Origin of the sequence: Nitrospirillum iridis, from assembly GCF_014205765.1 — a bacterium.
Classification (GTDB): Bacteria; Pseudomonadota; Alphaproteobacteria; order Azospirillales; family Azospirillaceae; genus Nitrospirillum; species Nitrospirillum iridis.
The window spans coordinates 423,767-447,053 of record NZ_JACIIZ010000002.1; the positions used below are offsets into that span (position 1 = coordinate 423,767).

At 65.0% G+C, this 23,287-nt stretch carries 23 protein-coding genes and 1 tRNA gene; 11 read left to right on the top strand and 13 right to left on the bottom strand.

Annotated features, from left to right (window positions below; translation table 11 throughout):
• Window positions 1-169: 169 nt before the first annotated feature.
• The gene (gene rpsB / locus FHS74_RS04870) at window positions 170-949 is read right to left on the bottom strand and encodes a 30S ribosomal protein S2 (RefSeq protein ID WP_184797995.1); all 780 of its coding nucleotides are present in this window, start codon (window positions 947-949) and stop codon (window positions 170-172) included.
• Between the two features lie 257 nt (window positions 950-1,206).
• On the opposite strand from rpsB, the gene FHS74_RS04875 reads away from it, so the two are divergent.
• From FHS74_RS04875 to FHS74_RS04890, 4 genes are all read left to right on the top strand, one after another.
• Complete coding sequence (locus tag FHS74_RS04875) at window positions 1,207-1,791, top strand: hypothetical protein (protein ID WP_184797997.1); 585 nt, start codon at window positions 1,207-1,209, stop codon at window positions 1,789-1,791.
• 98 nt (window positions 1,792-1,889) lie between these two features.
• Window positions 1,890-2,144, top strand: coding sequence for a ribbon-helix-helix domain-containing protein (locus tag FHS74_RS04880; protein ID WP_184798000.1), 255 nt, complete (start codon window positions 1,890-1,892; stop codon window positions 2,142-2,144).
• A 380-nt stretch (window positions 2,145-2,524) separates the two neighbouring features.
• Window positions 2,525-4,324, top strand: a complete 1,800-nt coding sequence (locus FHS74_RS04885) for a DUF4153 domain-containing protein (RefSeq protein WP_184798003.1) — start codon at window positions 2,525-2,527, stop codon at window positions 4,322-4,324.
• A 93-nt stretch (window positions 4,325-4,417) separates the two neighbouring features.
• Window positions 4,418-4,543, top strand: coding sequence for a hypothetical protein (locus FHS74_RS04890; protein ID WP_425491253.1), 126 nt, complete (start codon window positions 4,418-4,420; stop codon window positions 4,541-4,543).
• A 7-nt stretch (window positions 4,544-4,550) separates the two neighbouring features.
• On the opposite strand, the gene FHS74_RS04895 is transcribed toward FHS74_RS04890, so the two are convergent.
• The gene (locus tag FHS74_RS04895) at window positions 4,551-5,477 is read right to left on the bottom strand and encodes an AraC family transcriptional regulator (protein WP_211106110.1); all 927 of its coding nucleotides are present in this window, start codon (window positions 5,475-5,477) and stop codon (window positions 4,551-4,553) included.
• Window positions 5,478-5,617: 140 nt separating this feature from the next.
• Here FHS74_RS04895 and FHS74_RS04900 point away from each other — a divergent pair, with 140 nt between their 5' ends.
• Window positions 5,618-6,661: an SDR family oxidoreductase gene (locus FHS74_RS04900; RefSeq protein WP_184798007.1), complete on the top strand. Its 1,044-nt coding sequence runs from the start codon at window positions 5,618-5,620 to the stop codon at window positions 6,659-6,661.
• A gap of 47 nt (window positions 6,662-6,708) precedes the next feature.
• On the opposite strand, the gene FHS74_RS04905 is transcribed toward FHS74_RS04900, so the two are convergent.
• Entirely contained in the window at window positions 6,709-7,605 is an 897-nt protein-coding gene (locus FHS74_RS04905; RefSeq protein ID WP_184798009.1) for an SDR family oxidoreductase, read from the bottom strand.
• Between the two features lie 92 nt (window positions 7,606-7,697).
• Here FHS74_RS04905 and FHS74_RS04910 point away from each other — a divergent pair, with 92 nt between their 5' ends.
• Window positions 7,698-8,531, top strand: a complete 834-nt coding sequence (locus FHS74_RS04910; protein ID WP_184798011.1) for a helix-turn-helix transcriptional regulator — start codon at window positions 7,698-7,700, stop codon at window positions 8,529-8,531.
• A 154-nt stretch (window positions 8,532-8,685) separates the two neighbouring features.
• On the opposite strand, the gene FHS74_RS04915 is transcribed toward FHS74_RS04910, so the two are convergent.
• The gene (locus FHS74_RS04915) at window positions 8,686-8,970 is read right to left on the bottom strand and encodes a P-loop NTPase family protein (RefSeq protein WP_281384605.1); all 285 of its coding nucleotides are present in this window, start codon (window positions 8,968-8,970) and stop codon (window positions 8,686-8,688) included.
• Between the two features lie 256 nt (window positions 8,971-9,226).
• Here FHS74_RS04915 and FHS74_RS04920 point away from each other — a divergent pair, with 256 nt between their 5' ends.
• On the top strand, window positions 9,227-11,182 hold the full coding sequence (locus tag FHS74_RS04920; RefSeq protein ID WP_184798013.1) for an AAA family ATPase: 1,956 nt from the start codon (window positions 9,227-9,229) through the stop codon (window positions 11,180-11,182).
• A 358-nt stretch (window positions 11,183-11,540) separates the two neighbouring features.
• On the opposite strand, the gene FHS74_RS04925 is transcribed toward FHS74_RS04920, so the two are convergent.
• Both FHS74_RS04925 and FHS74_RS04930 read right to left on the bottom strand, forming a co-directional pair.
• Window positions 11,541-12,074 carry a hypothetical protein gene (locus FHS74_RS04925; protein ID WP_184798015.1) on the bottom strand — a complete coding sequence of 178 codons (534 nt, stop codon included), beginning with the start codon at window positions 12,072-12,074 and terminating at the stop codon, window positions 11,541-11,543.
• Between the two features lie 30 nt (window positions 12,075-12,104).
• Window positions 12,105-12,671 (bottom strand): T4SS efffector SepA family protein, encoded by a 567-nt coding sequence (locus tag FHS74_RS04930; protein WP_184798017.1) that lies wholly within the window; start codon window positions 12,669-12,671, stop codon window positions 12,105-12,107.
• 622 nt (window positions 12,672-13,293) lie between these two features.
• Between FHS74_RS04930 and FHS74_RS04935 the strand changes: the two genes are divergently transcribed.
• Both FHS74_RS04935 and FHS74_RS04940 read left to right on the top strand, forming a co-directional pair.
• Window positions 13,294-14,238 (top strand): hypothetical protein, encoded by a 945-nt coding sequence (locus FHS74_RS04935; protein ID WP_184798019.1) that lies wholly within the window; start codon window positions 13,294-13,296, stop codon window positions 14,236-14,238.
• Window positions 14,186-14,635 carry a hypothetical protein gene (locus FHS74_RS04940; protein WP_211106111.1) on the top strand — a complete coding sequence of 150 codons (450 nt, stop codon included), beginning with the start codon at window positions 14,186-14,188 and terminating at the stop codon, window positions 14,633-14,635. The genes FHS74_RS04935 and FHS74_RS04940 overlap by 53 nt, the downstream gene beginning before the upstream one ends.
• Here FHS74_RS04940 and FHS74_RS04945 read toward each other — a convergent pair.
• A tRNA-Ser gene (locus FHS74_RS04945) sits at window positions 14,603-14,690 on the bottom strand. The genes FHS74_RS04940 and FHS74_RS04945 overlap by 33 nt on opposite strands.
• A gap of 264 nt (window positions 14,691-14,954) precedes the next feature.
• Between FHS74_RS04945 and FHS74_RS04950 the strand changes: the two genes are divergently transcribed.
• The gene (locus FHS74_RS04950; RefSeq protein WP_184798021.1) at window positions 14,955-16,814 is read left to right on the top strand and encodes a DUF885 domain-containing protein; all 1,860 of its coding nucleotides are present in this window, start codon (window positions 14,955-14,957) and stop codon (window positions 16,812-16,814) included.
• Between the two features lie 147 nt (window positions 16,815-16,961).
• Here FHS74_RS04950 and FHS74_RS04955 read toward each other — a convergent pair whose 3' ends face one another.
• The 4 genes from FHS74_RS04955 to FHS74_RS04970 form a co-directional block, all read right to left on the bottom strand.
• The gene (locus FHS74_RS04955) at window positions 16,962-17,207 is read right to left on the bottom strand and encodes a DUF7336 domain-containing protein (RefSeq protein WP_184798023.1); all 246 of its coding nucleotides are present in this window, start codon (window positions 17,205-17,207) and stop codon (window positions 16,962-16,964) included.
• A 4-nt stretch (window positions 17,208-17,211) separates the two neighbouring features.
• The gene (locus FHS74_RS04960; protein WP_184798025.1) at window positions 17,212-17,430 is read right to left on the bottom strand and encodes a DUF7336 domain-containing protein; all 219 of its coding nucleotides are present in this window, start codon (window positions 17,428-17,430) and stop codon (window positions 17,212-17,214) included.
• Window positions 17,427-18,299 carry a hypothetical protein gene (locus FHS74_RS04965; protein ID WP_184798027.1) on the bottom strand — a complete coding sequence of 291 codons (873 nt, stop codon included), beginning with the start codon at window positions 18,297-18,299 and terminating at the stop codon, window positions 17,427-17,429. Before FHS74_RS04965 ends, FHS74_RS04960 begins: the two co-directional genes overlap by 4 nt.
• Window positions 18,300-18,388: 89 nt before the next feature.
• Window positions 18,389-19,258: a LysR family transcriptional regulator gene (locus FHS74_RS04970; RefSeq protein WP_184798029.1), complete on the bottom strand. Its 870-nt coding sequence runs from the start codon at window positions 19,256-19,258 to the stop codon at window positions 18,389-18,391.
• Between the two features lie 136 nt (window positions 19,259-19,394).
• Here FHS74_RS04970 and FHS74_RS04975 point away from each other — a divergent pair, with 136 nt between their 5' ends.
• Window positions 19,395-20,585, top strand: a complete 1,191-nt coding sequence (locus FHS74_RS04975) for a cupin domain-containing protein (RefSeq protein WP_184798031.1) — start codon at window positions 19,395-19,397, stop codon at window positions 20,583-20,585.
• A gap of 585 nt (window positions 20,586-21,170) precedes the next feature.
• Here FHS74_RS04975 and FHS74_RS04980 read toward each other — a convergent pair.
• Together FHS74_RS04980 and glsA are read right to left on the bottom strand one after the other, a co-directional pair.
• Entirely contained in the window at window positions 21,171-22,112 is a 942-nt protein-coding gene (locus tag FHS74_RS04980; protein WP_184798033.1) for a hypothetical protein, read from the bottom strand.
• A 114-nt stretch (window positions 22,113-22,226) separates the two neighbouring features.
• On the bottom strand, window positions 22,227-23,228 hold the full coding sequence (gene glsA, locus FHS74_RS04985) for a glutaminase A (RefSeq protein ID WP_211106112.1): 1,002 nt from the start codon (window positions 23,226-23,228) through the stop codon (window positions 22,227-22,229).
• Between the last annotated feature and the right edge of the window lie 59 nt (window positions 23,229-23,287).

Genomic DNA, 23,287 nt, shown 5'->3' on the forward strand with positions numbered 1-23,287 from the left:
TGACAGCCGCCCCGAAACGGGGCGGAGGTGGCCAGGGGCACCCCGCCCCCGGTCAGCCCAGGGGACGACTTTCCCCCGGACAATCCAAGAGGCTTCCTGCCCCCGGACAGCAACGCGGCCGGACCGGCACCCCTTTCCAGGGACACCGATCCGGCCGCCCGCCATAGACTTAGGCCTCAGCGGCGACTTCGACTTCCGCGGCCGGGATCTCTTCCACCGGGGCTTCTTCCGAAGCGCCGACGTCGATGCCCGAGGCGGCCATCTCAGCGTGCAGACCGTCCAGCACGGCGCCGGAGATCAGCTCGCAGTACAGCTCGATGGCGCGCAGGGCGTCGTCGTTGCCGGGGATGGGGAAGGTCACGCCATCGGGGTTGCTGTTGCTGTCCAGCACGGCGACCACGGGGATGCCCAGCTTGTTGGCTTCCTGAACAGCCAGCGACTCCTTGTTGGTGTCGATGATGACCAGGATGTCCGGCAGGCCGCCCATCTCCTTGATGCCGCCCAGCGCCCGCTCCAGCTTGTCGCGGTCACGGGTGCGGTTCAGCAATTCCTTCTTGGTCAGGCCGGCGATCTGGCCACCCAACAGCTCGTCCATCTCGCGCAGGCGCTTGATCGACTGGGAAATGGTCTTCCAGTTGGTCAGCATGCCGCCGAGCCAGCGGTGGTTGACGTAGTACTGGCCGCAACGACCAGCGGCCTCGGCCACCTTTTCCTGGGCCTGGCGCTTGGTGCCGACGAACAGGACGCGACCGCCGCCGGCGACCACGTCACGCACGGCCTGCATGGCGCGGTGCAGCATGGGAACCGACTGTTCCAGGTCGATGATGTGCACGCCGTTGCGCACGCCGAAGATGAACGGGGCCATCTTCGGGTTCCAGCGACGGGTGTGGTGACCGAAATGCACGCCGGCTTCCAGCAGCTGGCGCATGGTAAAGGAGGGCATAGCCATGTAACGGAACCTTTCTCCGGTTTGGCCTCCGTGGGCAATGCCCCTTGGCCACCTGGCCTCGAGACACCGGAAGCGGACCACCCTAGATAATAAGGGCACCCCGCAAGCCCACGTGTGGGATTGACGATGGGCGGTGTGATACCGCGCCGCCCCGCCGATTTCAACCCCGAAGCGACCGCCCCGCCTTGCGGGAACGAAAGGGGTCCCCCGCGCCCGGCGCTTGGCAGCCGCGACCCGGCCGCCCTATGGTGGCGCCCATGTTCGCCCCCGCCCCAATATCCGCCCCCACGCCCCTGGACGACGCCCGGGCCGCCCTGGCCATCGCCTACGCCGACCTGGCGGCGCCCGCTCCGCCCATCACCCCGGTGACGGCCGATGCCCTACCCGCGCAAGTGCGCCCGCACCTGGACCATATCGACGGTATGACGGCGGCCCTGGCCCGCCACGCCGGTTGCCCGGTCAGCGTCAACGTCCAGGCCCGCGCCCGCGACCAGGGGCCGGGCCTGGATCGCCTGCGCCGCCGCGTCATCCTGGCCGCCCAGGCCGACGGCCGTCCCCTGGCGCTGGGCCTGCTGTCCGTGGACCTGACCGCCCTGCCCCCGGCCGTGGCGGCCGAGGCGCTGGCGGAACGCATGCCTTTCGGCACCCTGCTGGCCGACGCCGGCCTGCCCTTCCTCAGCCGCCCCCAGCTGTTCTTCACCCTGACGGCGGATGCGATACTGGCCCGCCTCCTGGACAGCGCCCCCGGCAGCCCGTTCTACGGTCGCCTGGCGCACCTGGCCCTGACCGTGCCCGGCGCGGAAAGGCCGGTGGCTCGGGTGGTGGAGATTTTGCGGGTTTGAACAGGGTGCCGGCGGTTCGGGCGCCCCAGCCGCCGGCCTACCCGTGTATTCATTTTTGATTATATTGAAGACGAACATGGCCCTAAGGATCAACGATCATGTCGCGAACCACGACCATGACGGTACGCCTCAGTGGTACCCTCAGTGATTTCGTGGCCACCAACGTGGGTGAGAATGGCGCTTATGAGAATATCAGCGAATATGTCCGGGATTTGATACGCCGCGACAAGCAAAGAGCGGAGAAAGAAGCATTCGAACAGCTGAAAGCTGAACTTCAGCATGCCTTTCAGGCCCCGGAGTCCTCCTACCGCGAATTGACCGCGGCTGATGTCATCAAGCGCAACCGGACCTGAGAATGGCCGTCGTCCGCGTTCAGGAAGCGGCCTCTTATCGTCTCGACGAAATCTACCACCATGCGCGAGATCACCGGGGAGCCGAGCAGGCGGATCGCTACGTCACCGGCTTGTTCAGCGCCTTCAACAGGATTGAGGATCGAGGCGTGATGTCGCGGCCCATCCCGGCGGAATTTGGGGTGGAGGGGCCCCGGCGCGGGAGGGGATGCCACCGATAGCGAAGGAGGCACCGGCGCGCTCTCCCGTGGAAAATCCTCAAGGCCTGCATCGCTTCTGCACACGGCCGCGCTTAAACTGCGGCCGTACAACGATGCGATGGGGCTGACATGACACCAGACGGGACGATGCCGGCGGATCCGGAGGCTGCGGGGCGGCTTTCGATGGTTCCCCTCACCCGCCTCGCCGTGGCGCTGATCCAAGCGTCGGGGCTTTACCTGCTGGTGGAATCCGCGACCAAACCACTGGCATGGCCGGCCACGGAACCCACGCTGTTCGTCCCCTTGCTGATGGTCTTCAGCCTGATCCCCCCGCTGATCCTGATGGGGGCGGGACAGATCGCGCGGCGTCCGCTGGTCCTTTGGGGCCTGGCCGCGACCGTCATCATCGCCGGCCTCGGCTATCACGCCGCCGCGCGGATGCCGCCCGCGCAGCCGGCGGATAGCGGGACGGGAGCCGACATCCTCCTCTGGCCTTATGGTGATTTATGGCTGCGCCTGGCCGGCGGCCTGTTCATCGCCCATACGCTGGTGGTGGACGCGGTCATCGCGCGCCGGTGGCGCCCCCCTTATCCCCGCCATTTCGACACCGCCTGGAAACAGGGGCTGCAGGCGGCGCTGACAGTGGTGTTCGTCGGCGTGTTCTGGGGCGTGCTGCATCTCGGCGCCAGCCTGTTCGACCTGCTTAAGGTAGGGTTTTTCCATAGGCTGATCCGGCACGACTGGTTCGCCATCCCCGCCACCACCCTGGCCATCGCCGGCGCCGTGCACATCACCGATGTGCAGCCCGCCCTGATCCGGGGCGCGCGCGCCCTGGCCCTGACCCTGCTGTCCTGGCTCCTCCCCCTCCTGGTGGTGATCGTGGCGGGCTTCCTGGGCAGCCTGCCCTTCCTGTCGCTGCAACCGCTATGGCACACCCATGTCGCCGCCAGCCTGCTGCTGACGGCGGCGGCCCTGCTCATCCTTCTCATCAACTGCTGCTACCAGGACGGGGCGGCGGAGCGCACCACCGTGGCCATCAAGCGCTGGGCCGGCACCGTGGGGGCGGTGGCGTTGCTGCCCCTGGTGGCGCTGGCCGGCTGGGCCCTGGGCCTGCGGGTCGACCAGTATGGCTGGAGCGTGCAACGGGTGGAGGCCGCCGCCGTCACCCTGGTGCTGGCAGCCTACACGGCCGGCTACGCCGTCGCCGTCATCCGCGCGCCCAACCCGGGCGGCCCGCACTGGCTGCGCCGGTTGGAACCGACCAACCACATCACCGCGCACCTGGTTCTGCTCCTGCTGCTGGCCCTGCTCACGCCCCTGGCCGATCCCGCCCGTCTGATGGTGGACAGCCAGATGGCCCGCCTGCGGTCAGGGGCCCTGCCCCCGGAGAAACTGGACCTGGTCGCCCTGCGCTTCGAGGGGGCCCGCTGGGGACGGGACGCGGTGACGGCCCTGGGCCAGGCGACCGACGCCCGCTGGACCGCCGACCAGACCCGCACCCTGCACGCCAACGTGGCGACCGTGCTGAGCAAGCCGAACCGTTATCAGGCGCTTGACGCTCTGCGCCGACAGCCGGACACGACGGACCCGCTTGAAAACGTGACGGTCTATCCTGCCGGCCGGACGCTGCCCCCCGCCTTCCTCCAGGCCTATGCCACGAGCCTGCACCCGGACCAAGACAGGGATTGCGGCAGGAAGGGCGGCGGCTCCTGCAACGCCTTCCTGATCGCGCTGCCGCCCGGCGGGCCGGAGGCGGTCATCATCCAGGACGGCTACCGCGCCAGCCGGCTGTATCAGCAGGACGACAGCGGCGCCTGGCACCAGACCGGCACCCTGGAACGGCTGCCGAATTGCGCGGCGGTCCGCGACGCCCTGAAGCAGGGCCTTGCGACGCCCGTCCCGCATCCCTTGCCCGATCTCATGGTGGCTGGCGTCCGCCTGGACATCCAAGCCCCCGACCAGGGCTGTCCCACGTCGCGCTGACCATGGACCACCCCACCGTCCCCCGCCCGGCTCACTTACCGGGGATCACCAAACACCGGCATGAGCTTGGGCGACTATCTCCGGGACCGGCGTATGAAGCTGGACCCCAGCGCCCTGGGCTTCCCGCAGGCGCGGCGGCGCACGCCCGGCCTGCGCCGGGAGGAGGTGGCGCAGCGCGCCAACATCCTGCTGCTGGGCACAGACGAACACCGCGTGTAACTCCGCCTCATGCGGAAATGCGGACGGAATCCCGATATGCCCTGGGCGACGTGCCGGTCACGCGCTTGAAGGCGGTGCTGAACGCACTCTCGGAGGTATAGCCCAGCGCCTGGCCGATCGTCGCGACGGGGGTGGCCTCTTCCCGCAAGGCGCGCTCGGCCAGGCGCATGCGCCATTCGGTGAGGTAGGTCAGCGGCGCCACGCCGGCGACACTCCTGAAGTGAAGCGCGAACGTCGTTCGCGACATGGCGCACGCCTTGGCAAGCTCGTCAAGATGCCAGGCCCGGGCGGGGTCGTCGTGCATCAGCCGGAGGGCCGGTGCCAGGCGGGGATCGCCCAGCGCGCGCAGCCACCCGGCGGGCATGGGGCCCGAGGTCCTGAGGTGGGCCCGCAGAATCTGAATGAAGAGCAACTGGGCCAGGTGCGCCGTCGCCAGCGGCGCGCCCGGCAAGTCGGCACGCCGTTCCGCCACCAGCTGGTCGAGCAGCCAGCGAAAGGCGGCCGCCTGCGGCGATGCCGCCGGTACATGGATCCAGGGCGGCAGGACGTCCGCCAGCAACCGGCCGCTTGCTGGGTCAAGCAGGACATGGCCGCCGATATGGGCGAAGTCATCGCCCTCCCCCACAGCGACCGCCCCCGTCCTGTCGGCGCGGGAAAAAAGGGTCATGGCATCAACGGCGGGGACATCCAGATCGCTGGCCAGCACGAAGGACCGCCTCGCGGACAACAGGCCGACGTCCCCCGTTTCAAAGCGGCTGGGCGGCTCCTCCCCGTCGATGCGCGCCCAACATCGGCCCTTAACCACGGCGAAGAATTTGATCTTGTCCGGGGCAGGAAAGCGGATGGCCCACCTCCCCCCCGCCGTGAATCCACCGGTCACCAGCGATTCCGCGTTTGTGAACCTCAGGATGTCGGAAAAGGGATCAACGCTCATTTCCGAACTATCGCGAAAGTAATGCGCACTTTCAAGCATTCACAATCCGGATGGGGCCTTCTACCTTGGCAACCAAGACCGACGGACCACCGTTGGCCGGCCCGCGTTCACACCGTGGGCGTGCTTTTTAGGAAACCGATATGAACGACCAACTAATCCTCGTGACCGGCGGCACGGGCTTTATCGCGCAGCACTGCATCCTGGCGCTACTGAATGCCGGATATCGCGTGCGGACCACCGTCCGCTCCCTGTCGCGGGAAGCCGAGGTACGGGCGCACCTCAAAGCCGGCGGGGTGGATGCGGGCGACTGCCTGTCGTTCGTCGTCGCCGACCTAACCGCCGATGAGGGATGGGACAGGGCCGTTGCCGGCTGCGCCTATGTCCTGCATGGCGCCTCACCCACGCCGACGGGGGAACAGGTCAGCGAGGAGGATTGGATCAGGCCGGCCGTCGAAGGCAATTTGCGGGTGCTGCGCGCCGCGCGCGACGCCGGGGTCAAGCGGGTGGTGCTGACCTCTGCCTTCGGCGCCATCTGCGCCGGGCACAAGGCCATGCCCCGGCCGTTCAATGAGACGGACTGGAGCGACCTGACCGGTCCCGTCTGGCCCTACCAGAAATCGAAGACCCTTGCCGAACGGGCGGCCTGGGATTTCATCAGGCGGGAGGGGCGCGGGCTGGAACTGTCGGCCGTGAACCCGACCGCCGTCCTCGGCCCCGTGTTGGGCGCCGACTACTCCCACTCCATCGGGCTCATCCGGAACATGATGAACGGCCAACCCGGATGCCCGAAGCTCAACTGCGGCGTCGTCGACGTCCGGGATGTGGCGGACCTGCACCTGCGGGCCATGACCCATCCCGCCGCCAACGGCGAACGCTTCCTGGCGATTTCCGGTGAAAGCCTGTGGATGATCGATATCGCGCGAATATTGCGGCGTCGCATGGGGGCCGCAGCCGCCAAGGTACCGACGCGGGTATTGCCCAACTGGCTGGTCCGCATGATCAGCCTGAGGAACCCGGTCATGAAGGGGGCCATTTCCCTGCTGGGCATCAATTTGAACGCCACCAGCGAGAAGGCGATCCGCCTGCTCGGCTGGGCGCCCCGCCCCAGCGAGGAAGCCATCGCCGCGACCGCCGAAAGCCTGATCCGCCTCGGCTTGCTTCCCGGGTCGAAACAGGCGGCGTGAGGGGTGGAGCGAACCGCCCCAACCCCAGCCGCCGTACTCTACTGGGGTCAGTGAGCGGGCAGCACCAACCGCTCCAGATCCGTGATCAGCCCGGGCCCGGTTGGTTGCCAGCCCAGCACCTCGCGGGTCCGGGCGCTGGAGGCCGGCATGTCGAAGCCGGCGAGCCTGGCAAGCCAACCGAAATGGTCGGGCGCCTCCTCCGGCGTGATCGACTTGACGGGCAGGCCCAGCCGCCGGCCGATGGCGTCGACGATGTCCCGCGTCGCCACCCCCTCCTCGGCGACGGCATGGTACTTCGCGTTCGGCTCCGCCCGTTCGACCACCAGCCGGTAGAGGCGGGCGACATCCAAGAGATGGGCCGCCGGCCAACGGTTCCGGCCGTCGCCGATATAGGCGCACACGCCCTTTTCGCGGTACATGCCGATCAGCGGGGTGATAAGGCCCTGTGTCACCGGGTCATGCACCTGCGGCAGGCGCACCACCGACACATTGATCCCCTCCGCCGCGAGCAGGGCGGCCGCCTCCTCCGACGCCGCGCGGGGATGGGCGTCCGCCCCCACGGTCGCATTGCCCTCGCGGGCCGGCTCGCCCGGCACGGTGTTGGCGATGGGGGTGCCGGAGGTGATGACCAGCGGGCGGTCGGTGCCGGCCAAGGCCGTCCCCAGCGCGCGGATCACCCGGCGGTCGTCCTCGCAGTTCGCCACGAAGCGGGAAAAGTCGTGGTTGAAGGCCAGGTGGATGACGCCGTCGCACTGGGCGGCGCCGCGCCGCAGGCCGTCCTCATCCTCCAATGATCCGTGAAGGACCTCGGCCCCGGCAGCGGCCAGCCCGCCGGCCTTCTCCGGCGATCGGCAGAGCCCCAGCACCTGGTGGCCGGCCGCGATCAGGTCCTTCACCACGGCGGAACCGATATTGCCGGTGGCACCTGTAACGAATACGCGCATGAGCACAATCTCCTGGTTCAGTGGAGACGAGTGTCATTCCGGCTTTTATGCTGGTAAAGTAGTGACCTTATCATAGTAAGATTGCTACCAGGATGAGCGACGCTCCCACCACGGGCATGAGCTTGGGCGACTATCTCAGGGACCGGCGCATGAAGCTGGACCCCGCCGCCCTGGGCTTCCCGCAGGAGCGGCGGCGCACGCCCGGCCTGCGCCGGGAGGAGGTGGCGCAGCGCGCCAACATCAGCCCCACCTGGTACACTTGGCTGGAGCAGGGCCGGGGTGGCGCCCCCTCCGCCGACGTACTGGACCGCATCGCGCGCGCCCTGATGCTGGCCGAGGCGGAGCGCGAGCACCTGTTCCTGCTCGGCCTGGGCCGGCCGCCCGATGCGCGCTATCGCCGGAACGACAACATCACCCCCCGTCTGCAGCGCGTGCTCGACGCGCTGGACCCCAGCCCCGCCATCATCCGGACGGCGATCTGGGACGTCCTGGCCTGGAACCGGGCCGCGACCCTGATGCTGATGGACTATGGCGCGCTGCCGCCGGACCAACGCAACATCCTGCGCACCCTCTTCCTGGATCCCCGCTCACGCGCCCTTCAATACGATTGGGAAAGCGTGGCACGGTTCGTCCTGGGCGCCTTCAGGATCGATGCCGCCCGGGCCGGGGCCGCAGCGGAGATGGAACCCCTGGTGCATGAGCTCTGTCAACTCAGTCCCGAGTTCGCCGCCCTGTGGCGCGATAATGAGGTTCCGACCGGCCCGCACGAGGGCGTGAAACACATCCGCCATCCGGTGCTGGGGCCCTTGGCCTTCGAATACTCGGCCTTCGCCGTGGACGGTCGCACCGACCTGACGATGGTGATCTACAACCCGGCGACGGAAGAGGATGCCCAGCGCATGCGGTCGGCGATGGGGGAGCCGTAAGCCCCCTGTCCGGGAAGGAGCATCACCGAGAATCGACCTGAGAAATTTCCTGCAATATATTGATATAAATAGTATATTGTACTCAATCTCATCTGATTTCTTAACTTCCCTCCTCCACCGCCTCATCGCACGCCGCTCCTCCGCCCAAGGTCAGCTAGCGGGTGATGCCGATGGCCTGGAGGAAGGCCTGGTCATGGCTGACCACCAGCAGGGCGCCGTCATAGGCGCGCAGCCCCGCCTCAAGCACCGCCACGGACTCGATGTCCAGATGGTTGGTGGGCTCATCCAGGATCAACAGCGGCGGTGGCGCCTCCCCGCCCAGGACGCAGGCGAGACCGGCCCGCATCACCTCCCCGCCGCTGAGGCTGGCGGCGGCTTGCGGGGCAGCGTCCGCGCGCGCACCCGCACTGGCGGAATTACGCGCCGCGACGACAAGCATTGCGATATCCCCGGATTAAGGCTACAGGTCTCCGCTCAGGCCTTTATGCCTGTCCGATCAGGAGTAACTGGATTGTTGGCCCATACGCCCTTCATAGGCGCGGCCGGCTGTTTCCACTCCCTTCCGTAGGGCGTCCTCACGCTTGAGGCGACGATGCGGCGGGGCTTTGGATGCGCCGCCCGCAGCCCGAACAACGGATAGACGCGAGTTGCGTGTCGCCTTCGCCGACACGCACTGATCGTATGACGGACTTCCCATGAATGAATGGATGATCGTCCGGGGCATAGCGCTCCGGATCGGCGTGCCGGGTGATGTGCGCCTTCGCCGCGCCCTGAACGACTGGGCCGACACAAACGCCGAATGGCTGGGCCTGGATGACAAGCTCGACTGGGCCGCCGCTCTCACCGCTTTGAACGGCGAGCATGCCGCTGAGCCCCGGCCCCATGTGCTCGCCATCGTGGACGTGCTGGCCAAAACGCTTGCGCTGGATGAATTCGACACGGCCCTGTTGCGCCTGTTGGTGGCGGTGGATCGCTTGCCACGCGCCTCCACGCTGGCGGAAGCGTGGAGCGAAAATGGCCGCGACCTGCCCGTCCTGCTGGGTCAGGCGGCGGGGGCGGCGCCCGTCGATGCCGACCGCGCGGTGCGGCGCAGCGCGGCGCTGCGTCTGGGCCTCGCCGGCTTTCGCGCCAACCGGCGGGGCGTGGTCGAGGTCGATCTGCGCTGGTCACTGGAGCGGCTGGTCGATCGGGCCGCCGCGGACCACGCTTCGGTGGTCACCACGCTGATCGGCCCACGTCAGCATGCGCGACTGACGTTGGACGACTTTACCCATGTCGCCGATGCCGCCTTCCTTGTACGGCTGCTGATGGGAGCATGCCGCGACCGGGCCTCCGGCATCAATATCCTGATCCATGGGCCGCCGGGTACCGGCAAGACCGAATTGGCGCGCACCCTCGCCCAGGCGGCGGGCTTGGCCCTCTATGGCGTGGGCGAGGCCGACGAGGATGGCGATGAGCCCAGCCGCTGGGAACGCGTCTCCGCCTTGCAGCTTGCCCAGCGCATCATCGCCCCAGCCGGCGGGGCCGCGCTGCTGTTCGACGAGATGGAGGATCTGATCGGCGACGCCAAGCCGGCGAACGGTGATTGGATATCGGGACGGCAAGGCAGCAAGGTCTTCATCAACCGCCTGCTGGAAACCAACGATGTGCCGGTGATCTGGACGACAAACACACTGGGCAATGTCGACGCGGCGATCCTGCGACGCATGAGCTTCGTGCTCAAGCTGGATCTGGCCACGCCCCGCGCGGCGCGGCGGATGCTGAAACGGATCACCTCTGAGGAAGGGGTCGTCCCGTCCTCCCAGCTGGAGGCCTTGTTGGATACGGCGCCCGAGACCGCCGCCATCCTGCGCGTGGCGGCACGCGCCACACGTCTGGCCAACGAGCCTGAGGGCGCCGCCCGCCCCGCAGCCGCGCTGGTGCGCGCCTTGCGGGGCGAAGACGCGCCCATGGCGATTGGGGAGCGGGTGGATCTCGATCTGTTCGAAAGCAACGTGCCGCTCGTCCCCCTTCTCGCGCAGTTGGAGCAGACCGCCAAGGGTGGTGGCGACGGCTTGGATGTGTCGCTCCTGCTGACGGGGCCGCCAGGCACGGGCAAGACCGCGCTAGCCTATCATTTGGCGCGCGCGGTCGACCGCCCATTGGTCGTCAAACGCGCCTCCGACTTGCTGTCGCGCTGGGTGGGTGGCACGGAAGCCGCCATTGCCGAGGCCTTCAGCGAAGCCCGTGAGCGCGGCCATGTGCTGTTGTTCGATGAAGTGGATTCCCTGCTGTTCGATCGCGGCTCCGCCGCCAACAGCTGGGAGGCGGGTCAGGTCAATGAGATGCTGACCTGGCTGGACCGCCATCCCCTGCCGGTGATCGCCGCCACCAATCACGCGCATCGGCTGGATGCCGCGGCCCTGCGGCGCTTCGTGTTCAAGATCGAACTGGCGCCGCTGGGAACAACACGGGCCGCGCTGGCCTTCGAACGGTTTTTCGCCATGCCGGCCCCAGATGGCATAGCGGATCTCGGCCATCTCACCCCAGGCGATTTCGCGGCGGTGAAACGGCAGCTGCGTTATCGGCCCGCCCGCGACGCCGATGATCTGCTGGAGCGCCTGTCAAACGAGGGCGGGTGGCGCCCCATGCGGGCGAAGCTGGGGTTTTGACCGGGGAACGGCCCGGCCCCGCCGCCGCGATCATTCCCGGAAATGCACCATGCCGCTTTTCGTTCCTGAGGGGACGAAAAGCGGCGCGTTCAGACCGTCGCCTGGATGGCGGCGCACTTCAGCCTATCACCCGGAAGCGGCTTGGGGCGGTCAATCGCGATCGAAGGCAATCAACAGAAAACGAAAAAGCCCAGGGTTTCTGCGGCCTTTGCGGCCGATGGCGACAGCCCACGATGGGGCCGATGGCGGGCCACGACCGACGATGATGAGCACTATGTCTACGCCATAGCCCTCCAAAGATGACGCCTGATAGACGGCTGTACTTTCGGCACCCTGCCGCGATCAGATACAGCAAGGGCTAGGAGGGGCCTGGAGCAGCAGCGTTGTCAATCAAGGCGGCGACGGCTTCCTCAAAGTCTTTTGACGCCCTCAGTTCGGCTTGGACGGACCGCAAGTCGCCTGCTTTCAATGTCTTGCACCGCTCCCGCGTCCCCACGTCGTAAATGCCGCCCGTGATGGCATCGAGTTTCAGGCCCTTGTCGTAGTCGTGCCCGTGCAATGGTGAAGGCCAATCGTCGGCATCGGACTTGTGGAACTTCCAGATATAGCCCCCGCGCTTCACCTGCTTCTCGGTCAGGTAGCGCACGACCTCGAACTCCTCGGCGATGCTGTCCTCGGAGGTTTCGACAGTCAGCAACGCCGGGGCGGGCTGATTCTCGGCAAGCAAGGAAAGCCCGTGAGCAAACCAACTTAGCGGAACGATCCAATCGTCGCCGCCGTCGTATTCGATGTTGAGCCGGACGGTGGAGTGACCATCCTTGAGGATGTGCTCACCTATTTCCTTGCCCTTGTAAGTGATTTTTCCCGTGCTTGGGTCGAACTGAAGCGACATGGCCGTCCTAATTTGTGCGTTGCACGAATCCTACGCCTTCCCCGCCCGCAGCATGCCTGTCTTGCCGGGGTATTGCGCCTTCGGGTTCTGCCGCCACCAGAACTCGACCGTAACGGGGATGTGCCAGTTCTTGGCGAGGCGCTCCACTTCCTTCCAGCAGTCCGACGCCGACTGCCCCTGCACCGAGATTCCCAGGTCAGGGTGGTACTTGAATCCTTCCTCGTCGTACTGCTCCGCCTTGGCCGGAACCGCCAGCTCGCGCACCAGCTTGTCCCCCTCAAACCCCTTGGCCTTCACCTGCGCAATCATCGTCAGCAAGATAGCCGACCAGCGCGGGCTCTGCAGTGCCTTGCCGTTGATCGAGGCCGCCAGCGGCTTCGTAAAGGTAAGCCCCGGCGCGGTGTCGAACTGCATCGCTCCTTCTCTGGTCAAGGTCGCCAGTTCCTCGGGCTCGTCGTCGCGTTCCATGCCGAGCTGCTCCATCGCCTCGCGTACGATGCGGTCAATAGTCTCGCTGGGCGTCTTGGTGCCGAACCAGGTCGCAATGGACTTCAGGTCGGCAAAGGTGGCGTCGTTGATTCTGACTACGGGCATCATCTGTCTCTCCATCAATTCCGTCAGAGAATATGTAACATATCTTAATCCCAAGATCAAGGGGATATGTTACATATCCTCTGCGGAGGACGAGCGGCGATTCAGATTGCAGACGGCAAGGGAAAAGCGAGGCCATCCGGCGCTCGCAGTGGGCTGGAATGATTGAGCTATTTGGCCATCCGCCGGACGACCCGTGCCATACGTTTTGAGGGAAACGTCAATCAAATCAACGTGGAAATCGCCGTCCATCGATGCCGCCAGACGGCCGGGAGGAGGAAGGATGCTACAGGATAGAGATCGGCCGTTCATCCCGGAGACGCGCCGGGCGATCCTCTCGGGATGTCCCGACCGCGCGCCAATGTGGGCATCTTGCCCGATGACCTTTACATTCCGATCGAGCCCTGGCCGCGCGTCGGCCGGCCGGCAAAGCATGACCTGTCAGCGTGGACTGTTACAGACGATTGGCCCGACCCTGTGCCCATCACCGACGCCGAGCTCAATGTGTTCGAGGCATGGTTTGGCGATCTCTTCGATGAACTGTTCAGGCCTGGCCTCCGCAGACCATAGGCGACGCACTGTGATATCCTGCCCAGCGAATTTGCGGGGCCTGACATAGGGGCTGGGCATGGCGCTTCCTGAAGCTCTCCGCGGTAGCGGATGGACCGCGGTTGCCGCGCGGCGGATGTTTCCGCTGCTCGTGTGGTGCGCGCAGCAAGGAAAGAAAATCACATACGGCCAATTGGACACCGAGCTACAACGGCGCGGCTGGGGTCACCACGTGAATGTTGTCGTCTACGGACATCCCGCTGGGGCAGTTGGTAATGCGTGCATCGAGATAGAGAAGGAGATTGGCGAAAAAATTCCGCCCCTCAACGCTCTCGTCGTCAACGCCAAATCGGGAATCCCCGGCACTGGGTGCGATTACTATCTTGCCACCTACCTCGACAAGAACCGCTCGCGAAGCCTGACGGATGCGCAGCGGAAAGCCATGGCCGAGGAGACCATGGAGGAAGTGTGGCGGTTTCAGAAGTGGGACGAGACTCTAAATCGATGCGGCTTAAAGCCCATTCAAGGTGGCATTCCCAGCCTACATTCCAATAGCCCGAGAAAAACACCTCGGAAGCGAGGTTGGTCCAATGAACCAGAAAGCGCAGAGCATCAGGCGCTCAAGAAGTGGGTGGCCGAAAACCCTCAAGTATTGGGAAGTAAAATTCCGTACCGCCCCGGAAAGACCGAATGGCTATTTGCATCGGCTGACCGCGTGGACGTCATGTTCGAGCATAAAGATGGCTGCATAGCCGTGGAAGTTAAAGCCGCGAATGCGAATAATGCCGATCTGGAGCGCGGAATTTACCAGTGCATAAAATATCAGGCACTTCTGCGAGCCGAGCTGAAAGCTGAAGGTAAAATCCCAAACGGATCATCGCTACTGATCACCGAGGCGCAGCTTTCATCCGGCCTTCAGGCCCTGGCCGATCTGCTTGGCGTTCGCGTTGTTGTCGTTCCTGTGAAGCGACATGCAGCGAAGCGGGGCAAAACCAGCAAGCGGGCGGCTGAAGCGGCTCTATGACGCGATCGAGGCCGGCGCCGCCGATCTCGACGATCCGGCGCTGAAGGACCGCGTTGCGAGCCTGAAGGCGATCCGCGACCAGGCGCGAGCCGACGCCGCGCGTGCTGCCGCGATGCTGGAGTCTTCAGGCCAGCAGGCAATCACGCCGCAGATGGTCCAGAGGTTCGCCAGGACGGCACGCGAGCGGATCAGGATCGACGGTGGCGGCTATCGCCGCGACCATCTCCGCGCGCTCGCCCAGCGCGTTGATGTCGCAGACCGCGAGGTTCGCATCATCGGCTCGAAAAGCAATCTGCTTCAGACGCTGACCGCCGCGGCCGGCGTAAAGCCGGCTACGCCCGGCGTTCGCAGTTCTGTTCTGAAGTGGCGGATGGGGTGGGATTCGAACCCACGGTGAGTTGCCCCACGGCGGTTTTCAAGACCGCTGCCTTAAACCACTCGGCCACCCATCCGGCGCTCGGGCGCGAGAAGCCTCTTATCCGGTTGTGGGGCACAAGATCAAGGGGCAGCTGCGCCACCACCGCCGCAGGAGCACAAAAACAGGGCCGAAAAGCAGGCGGCGGCGCCCACGTCACCCGGCGATGGTTCCAGGGCCCCCCAATTGCCGCAGGGCGTCGGCCGGACGCGTTTCCCTGGTGCGCATCCCCGTCGGCCCGGTTAAAAAGCAAGCCGGGCTTAAAATTTGCCTGGGCTTTACAGACGAACAGGGGAAAGACATGACGGATATCAGCCGCCGCGCGCTGTTGGCGGGTGCCTCGGCCTTGGCCACCAGCACGGCCCTGCCCTGGTCCGCCTGGGCCGGGGACGCCGCGCCGGGTAAGGCAGCGCCAGGCGACGCCGCCGCGGAACGGCTGCTGGCCGGCATCGCCGAGCGGCTGCTGGCGGAATATCCGGAAAACGCCACCGCCCTGGGCATCGACAAGGGCGCCCGCGCCGCCCTGCACGCCCGCCTGACCAACCGGTCGGCCGCCGCCGACCGGGCCCGCGCCGCCTGGGCGCAAGAGACGCTGAAGACCCTGCAGGCGGTGGACCGCACCGCGCTGTCGCCGGCCCAGGCCCTGAACGTGGACGTGACGGAAACGTCCTTCCACACCGCCATCGAAGGCTGGCGCTTCCCCTTCGGCGACGTCGGCACGCTGTCCGGCCAGAACAGCTTCCGCAACATGCCCTATTCGGTGACGCAGCTGGGCGGCGCCTACGTCGACGTCCCCACCTTCCTGGACACCCAGCACAGCGTGGAGAACGCGGCCGACGCCGACGCCTACCTGGCGCGGGTTGAAGCCTACGCCGGCGAGCTGACGGCGGAAGCCGAGCGCCTGGACCATGAGCGGTCCATCGGCATGGTGGCGCCGGACTTCGTGCTGGACATCATGCTGGGCCAGATGGTGCCCGCCCGGGGCCAGCCCATCACCCAATGGGGCCTGGTGGACAGCCTGCGGCAGAGGGCGGCCAAGGCCAAGCTGCCGGACCGTTACGCCAATGACGTGGAAGCGCTGTGCGCCCAGAAGGTGGCGCCGGCCCTGGACAAACAGATCGCGGCGTTCAAGGCCCAGCGCGCCGTGGCCGTGCCGGAGGCCGGCATCTGGCGGCGGCCGGGCGGCGAGGAGTACTACGCCTGGGCGCTGAAGGCCGGCACCACCACCACCCGTACGGCCGAGGAGATGCACGCCCAGGGCCGGGAGCAGATCGCCCAGATCCAGGCGGAGATGGACACCCTGCTGAAGGCCCAGGGCCTGACCCAGGGCACGGTGGGCGAGCGCATGACGGCGCTGTCCAAGCGGCCGGATCTGCTGTTCGCCAACGATGATGCCGGCCGGGCCAAGCTGCTGGAATACCTGAACGACCGCATTGCCGACATCCGCACCCGCCTGCCCCGCGCCTTCGCCACCCTGGTGAAGGGCAAGCTGGAGATCCGCCGCGTGCCGCCCGCCATCCAGGACGGCGCGCCCAACGGCTACGCCTCGGCCGGCAGCATCGACGGCAGCGTGCCGGGCTATTACTACATCAACCTCAAGGACACCGGCATCTGGCCACGCTATTCCCTGCCGACGCTGTGCTATCATGAGGGGCTTCCCGGCCACATCTGGCAGGGTGAGTACGCCAACCAACTGCCCCTGATCCGAACCCACCTGGCCTTCAACGCCTGCTCGGAGGGCTGGGCGCTGTATTCGGAACAGCTGGGCAACGAACTCGGCGCCTATGACGGCGATCCCCTGGGCAAGCTGGGCTTCCTGCAATCCATCGGCTTCCGCGCCTGCCGCCTGGTGGTGGATACCGGCATGCACGCCAAGCGCTGGAGCTTCCAGCAGGCGCTGGACTGGTTCCACGCCAACACCGGCATGCCGGTGGCCCAGCTGCGCAGCGAACTGAACCGCTATTGCGCCATGCCGGCCCAGGCCTGCGGCTACAAGATGGGGCACAACCAGATCAACATGCTGCGCAAGAAGGCCGAGGGCGCCTTGGGCCAGCGCTTCGACCTGAAGCGCTTCGACGACGCCCTGGTGCTGTCCGGCAACGTGCCCCTGACCCTGCTGGAACGGATCATCGACCAGCACATCGCGGCGATGAAGGGCTGAAGCTGGATAGACGGCGGCTGGGAGGAGCCTAGCCGCCGCCCTTGCTGAGAAGGGGCGACCGATGGTCGGGTGCCGATTACTCGGGAATTGTAAATATTCGAGGCCTTGCACCAAGGGCACATAGCGCCAATCGATATTATATCCCGGTCATTCCAGACCAAGTGCCTTGGCAGAACTTATAAAACCGTCACACCAGTCAATGTAATCCAGCTCGTATTTGAAAACTTTGAATTCACCAACCCCAGAATAAGAGCTTATTTTCTTTGCATCTTCCACAGCCGCACGTGCATTCTCATCGCTGGAAAAAATACCCAGCAGAGAGTACACCTCACTTTCATTGTTGACGGTCTTCAGCCAAAGACTAAAAACATCGACACTGTCATAATTTGCCATTTATCTAGTCCTCGATGAGGGTCAGATAGAAATCGCTCTTAATTTTGTCCATTTGAATTTCAACAATATTGAAACCATCAATATGGTCGATAAATCCAGGCTTGCCGGAAATTTCCTCAATAGCATGCTGGCATTTACCATAATCTGAAAACACTCCTATCATCTTCTGGTTTTCGCCGTATTCCGTGCTGTAGCAATGGTAGAGAATATAAACCGTCTTCATATTGCACCATATCGTTCGTAAACCCATCTCGGTATTCTGAAACTTCTGTCCGCCCACTTTTTTATTTGGCTATATGGCGAAGTAGGCCCGTCTTTCCAATTACCAGGACCATACCGATCATTCATCAGACGCCGCGCGAAACTCTCGGCATTTTCTCCAATTTTTGGCCTAAACCCCTCCGCCCAACTAGGGGGGTCCTTTGCTCCTTCCTTACCGCTCAAGCGTGGAATCGGTTCCTTAAATTCATTTTTGACCGCATCCGGCAGCGCTTCAATCCATGGCGGCAACCTCCCAAACGCCAGGAAATCGCCAAAAGGCAATATCTCCTGCACCAAAATTGGACTCTGCTCTTTAAACGCACCGGCTATTGCCCGTGGATATCGGGAAGCATTTGGTGATGCCTCCCACCTCGGCGTAGCGGGCCCGTTGGCTGGTGGACCATGCCTCTCATGCCCTTCCAGTTGCGGCGCAGCTCCCTCCCCATTCCCATCCGTCCAACGCCCGTGCCAATCACGCGGCTGGTCGGGACTGTACTTCGCCAGATTGTCATTGGCCTGGGCCAAGCGGACGGCGGCGTCCCAGTCCAGTTCCGGCAGGCGCAGATGCACGGCGCGGATCATGGCCTGGACCATGTCGCCCCGGTTCAACGCGTCGGCGATCTTGGCCAAACCGGGGGGCACGGCGGCGCGCGGCTCGATGCCGGTCCGCTTCAGGAGAAGCGCCACCTCCGCCGCCGGGCGGGCCTGGAAGCCGCCGGGGGCCTTGGCCAACAGGGGCACACCGGCCAGGGCCAGACCTTCCGCCGTACAGCTGACACCCAGGCCACCCGGGCCGTTGCTCAGACGGTACCGACGCTGCCAACCATCCATGTTCACTCTCCCGGTTGATGGAAGAGCATCTTATGTTCCTATTTTGTTCGTGTCAACCGAAGCGCGAACGCGCCCGCGAAAATCGCCCGTCATGCCGCTGGCGGCGGCGCCGTTTCCGCCGCCGCCTTGGCGCGGATGGCATCGGACATTTCCGTCAGGAAGCGGCGGTCACGCGCCTTCCGTTCCAGGATGACGAATTCCAGGGCGCCCAGTTGCGGCAGGCGCGGGTCGGGCGGGCAGGCATGCACACCCGCCGGCAGCAGGCGGCTGGAATGGGCCATCATGCCCACGCCCATGGCCGTGGCCGCCGCCAGGCCGTTCAGGTCGCCGCTGGTGCAGGCGATGCGCCAGGGCACGGCCGCGCGCTCCAGCGCCGTCAGGGCCATGAAGCGGGTGATGCTGGGCGGTGGGTATAGCACCAGTTGCGCCTCGTCATGGCGGAACACCGCCTCCCCCGCCGCCGACGCCCACACCACCTGGTCGCGGAACACCAGGTCGCCCCGGTCGCCGTCCGGCCAGCGCTTGCACAGCACCATGTCCAGCCGGCCATCGTCGAACATCTCCGTCAAGGTGCGGCTGAGGGCGATGGTGAAGTCCAGGTCGACGTCGGGGTGCCCGGCCATGAAGCAGCGGATGATGTCGCGCACCCAGCCCATCGCCAGATCCTCGCAGGCGCCGAAGCGGAACAGCTGGCGCTTGGTCGACTGCGCGAAGTGCCGCTTCGCCCGTTCGTTCACCTCCAGGATGCCGCGGGCGAATTCCAGCATGGCCGCCCCATGCTCCGTCAGCGTGTTGGAGTGGGTGTCGCGCTGGAACAGCCGCTGGCCGGCAAACTGCTCCAGCCGCTTCACATGCTCACTGACGCTGGACTGCGACAAGCCCAGCTGGCGCCCAGCTTCCGAGAAACTCTTCACTTCGGTAATTGCGACAAATGTACGCAGGTGAAGGGGGTCCAGCATGACGCCTCATCGGGATTTTCGATCACCGTTATCTAATCATCAGCATTCCGATTTACCCCGCCCAAGTCAATAGTTGGCGGGCAAATACAAATCATCGCGCGGCGAATACCGGGCGAGTGATAACGGGAGGGTATTGATGTCTACAAACCGGCGCGGTTTTCTGGGCGCCGCGGCGCTGGGCGCCAGCGGCATGGTCACATTCCGCAGCGTGGCCGAGGCGGCGGACAAGTTCATGGCCCGGCCCGGCGACGGCGGCTATGGCCGCAACGCCGTGCCCCTGCCCCCAGGCGACACCGTCGCCTATCACGACCCGCAGGACGTGGGCGCCATGCCGGACTTCAGGTTCTCGCTGGACGGCAACAAACCCAAGGTGACCACCGGCGGCTGGGCCAAGGAGGCGACGGTCCACCAATTCCCCATAGCCAAGGGCATCGCCGGGGTGCACATGTTCCTGCAGCCGGGGGCCTCGCGCGAATTGCACTGGCACGCCATCGCGGCGGAATGGGCCTTCGTCATCGAGGGCCGCTGCCAGACGGTGGTGATCGACCCCTCCGGCGCCAGCGAGATCAACAATTTCGAGCCGGGCGACCTATGGTACTTCGCCAGGGGCCACGGCCATTCCATCCAATGCGTCGGCGACAAGCCTTGCCACTTCATCCTGTCCTTCGACAACGGCGCCTTTTCCGAGCACGGCACCTTCTCCATCACCGACTGGGTGGACGTGACACCGAAGGAGATGCTGGCCCTGAACTTCGGCCTGCCCAAGGACGTGTTCGACGCCTTCCCCAAGGGGGAGGCCTACATCCAGTCCGGTCCCATCCTGCATCCGGCGGACGCCCTGGAAGCGCCCTGGCCCAAGGAATCCACCCACAAGTTCCGCCTGCTGAAGGACCCCAAGGCGGCGCGCGACTTCGACGGCGGCAGCTTTCGCCTGGCCACGGTGGATGAGTTCCCCGCCTCCCACACCATGTCGGGCGGCATCATGGTCCTGAAACCCGGCGGCATCCGCAAGCTGCACTGGAATGTGAACGCCAACGAATGGCACTACTACCTGCGCGGCAAGGGCCAGGTGGCGCTGTTCGGGTCCGGCGGGCGCGGCAAGGTGGCGGAGTTCGGCCCCGGCGACGTCGCCTACATCCCCATGGGCTTTGGCCACGCCATCCAGAACGTGGGCACCGAGGACCTGGAGATCATCCAGACCTGGGACAATGGCAAGTTCGAGGAGATCGACCTGGACAAATGGGTGCAGTCCAGCCCGCGCTATCTCCTCTCCAACAACTTCACCGGCGTGCCGGACAAGACGCTGGGCCGCATGAAGCAGACGTGAGGGACGGGAGCGTTACCTGACGACATTGGGCGGGGCGGTTCCGATGAGAGCCGCCCCGTTCACCGCTGGAGGGTAATCGCGCCGAGCACGACTCCAGCCCTTTAAGCGCACCCGATGTCATTCGAAAGAACGACCCAACGGCCAAATATCTTAAGCACCCAAAATTGCCCACCGCAGTTCCATGAACCGGTTGCGATTATCGCAACCCGCCACATCGGCATGGTAACAAGATCGGCGTGTATAAGAGGATAGGGCGCGCATTTCCGTGGATGCTCCACAAATTCAACGCCGCACCTTACATATCCTTTCATTTCACTAAATTGATGAATTACCAGCTTTGGGTAATGTTCCTTAAAATAAGAAATAACCTGATCATCCGCATCAGTTTCATTTATTGATAAATAGAAATCACCCTCACCAATTCGAGAGCCATCACCAAGATAATTCCAAAGTGCGCTTAAAGAAGCTTGCTGGAAATCGACTGGGTAAACAAATGGAGCGGATCTCCACATTATATACAGGCACAGTAATATAGAGGATGACAGAACCGCCACAATCCTACACACAGGGATGCGCTTAATTATATCAACGACCCTCATTTCCAACCCCCATATGCTTGAGGGCATAGCTGTCCGCGCAGCATTCATTTTCTCCGCAGCGCCCTCCCTGCTGCTGATGCGCCCATTCATGCAGAATGGCGAACCTCATTGTCTGTTGAGGTGTCGTGCGGCCCAGCCCAGGAATGTACGTGGGCGCGGCGGCCGTTCGGAAAATTTGGCTGTAGTTGCCCTGCGTGTATCCACCGACAATTATTCCATTGAAGTTATCCGCGTCTTTCTGAGCTTCCTTTAGAGTGGGAAACGGCACGGCGCGATCGTGGGGTCGCAGGGACCCAAACTGGGGGACGAACTCAAAATCGGGGAGTATTTTCCCCATCAGGAATTCCTGTGTTGGCAAAAGCCCTTCATCCTGTAATTTCTTCAACTCGTTGCTGAACAGCTCTTTCGCCTTAGCTGGCGAGAGTAGGTCTTTTTCTTCCACACGCAAAACGCCGCAAGCATGCGTCGCCGCTTGTTCCTGAGTGTTGGTCCGTAACGCGGAACCCGCGTCAGGCTTCGCCGCTCCCGCCGCGCCACCCCGATCCGCAAAGCGCCCACCCTCATCGCGCGGCTGGTCGGGGCTGTACTTCGCCAGATTGTCGTTGGCCCGCGCCAGGCGGACGGCGGCATCCCAGTCCAATTCCGGCAGGCGCAGATGCACGGCGCGGATCATGGCCTGGGCAAGGTCGCCCTGGTTCAGCGCCTCGGCGATCTTGGTGAGACCGGGCAGAACAGCGGCACCCGGTTCCCTGCTGGCGTAGGCGCGGCGCAGCAGCGTCTCCACCTCTGCCGCCGGGCGGGCCTGGAAGCCGCCGGCGCCCTTGGCCAACAGGGGCACACCGGCCAGGGCCAGACCTTCGGCCGTGCAACTGACACCCAGGCCGCCCGGGCCGTTGCTCAGGCGGTATCGACGCTGCCAACCATCCATGTTCACTCTCCCGGTTGATGGAAGAGCATCATGAGTTCCTATTTTGTTCCTGTCAACCTAGAGGCGAGGCGGCCGGCCATTCCAGCACTCCGTCCGCCCCCTCCCTCTCGCCCGCTACTTGGCCACCGCGAACAGGTTCAGGTCCAGCGCCTCGGCGATGGATTGCACCGCCAACTGGCCGCGCACGCTGTTGCCGGCGGCGTCCAGGCGGGAGGAATAGACGCCGATGGCCAGCTTGCCCGGCGCCACCGCCAGGATGCCGCCGCCCACCCCGCTCTTGCCCGGCAGGCCCACCTTGAACAGCCATTCGCCCGTGGTGTTGTAGAGGCCCGCGGTGGCCATGACGGCCAGCACGCGGGCGCTGGTGGCGCCATCCACCACGGCCTTGTGGCTGACGGGATTGGTGCCGCCGTTGGCCAACGTGGCGCCCATGGTGGCGAGATCCACGGCGCTGACATTGTAGGAGCATTCGCGGGTGTAGAGGTCCACCGTCGCCATCGGGTCGGCGTAGAGATGGTCATAGCTTTGCAGCAGCAGGGCGATGGCCTGGTTATGCTGGTTGCTCGCCATTTCCGACTGGTAGACGTCCTGGTTCAGGGCCAGCGTCCGGCCGGCGAAGCTGGACGCCGTGTCCAGCACCGTTCTCCACCGGGCGGTCACGTCCGCCCCCGGCACCAGGCTGGCGGCGGCGATGGCGCCGGCGTTGACCAGGGGGTTGCCGGCCGGCGGGCTGCCCGTCAGCTTGTCGTTGTTGAGCTCAATGGCCAGGACGGAGTTGAAGGGCTGGCCGGTGGCGTTGACGCCGATCTTGGCCATTACCGCGTCCGGCCCCTGGTCCTTCAGAACCCGCGCGAGGGTGAAGACCTTGGCGATTGATTCAACGGGAAATTCCTGCGCTGAGTCACCAGCCTTGAACACCTTGCCGTCGGCCGTGACCACGGCGATGCCGTAGAGCTTGGGATCGGCTTTGGCGAGATAGGGGATGTAGCTGGCGTTCTCCCCCTCCATCACGCCCTTGAACTTGGCGTAGGCTTGGTCCACCGCCCGCTGGATGGCGGCGTCGGCCGGCGGGGCCTCGCGCGCCTGCGCCCCGGCCGGCATGTTCGCGCTTGGCATGTTTCCGCCCAGCATCATCAACGACACCGCGACGGCGGCCCCCCACCGTGCAAAACCCG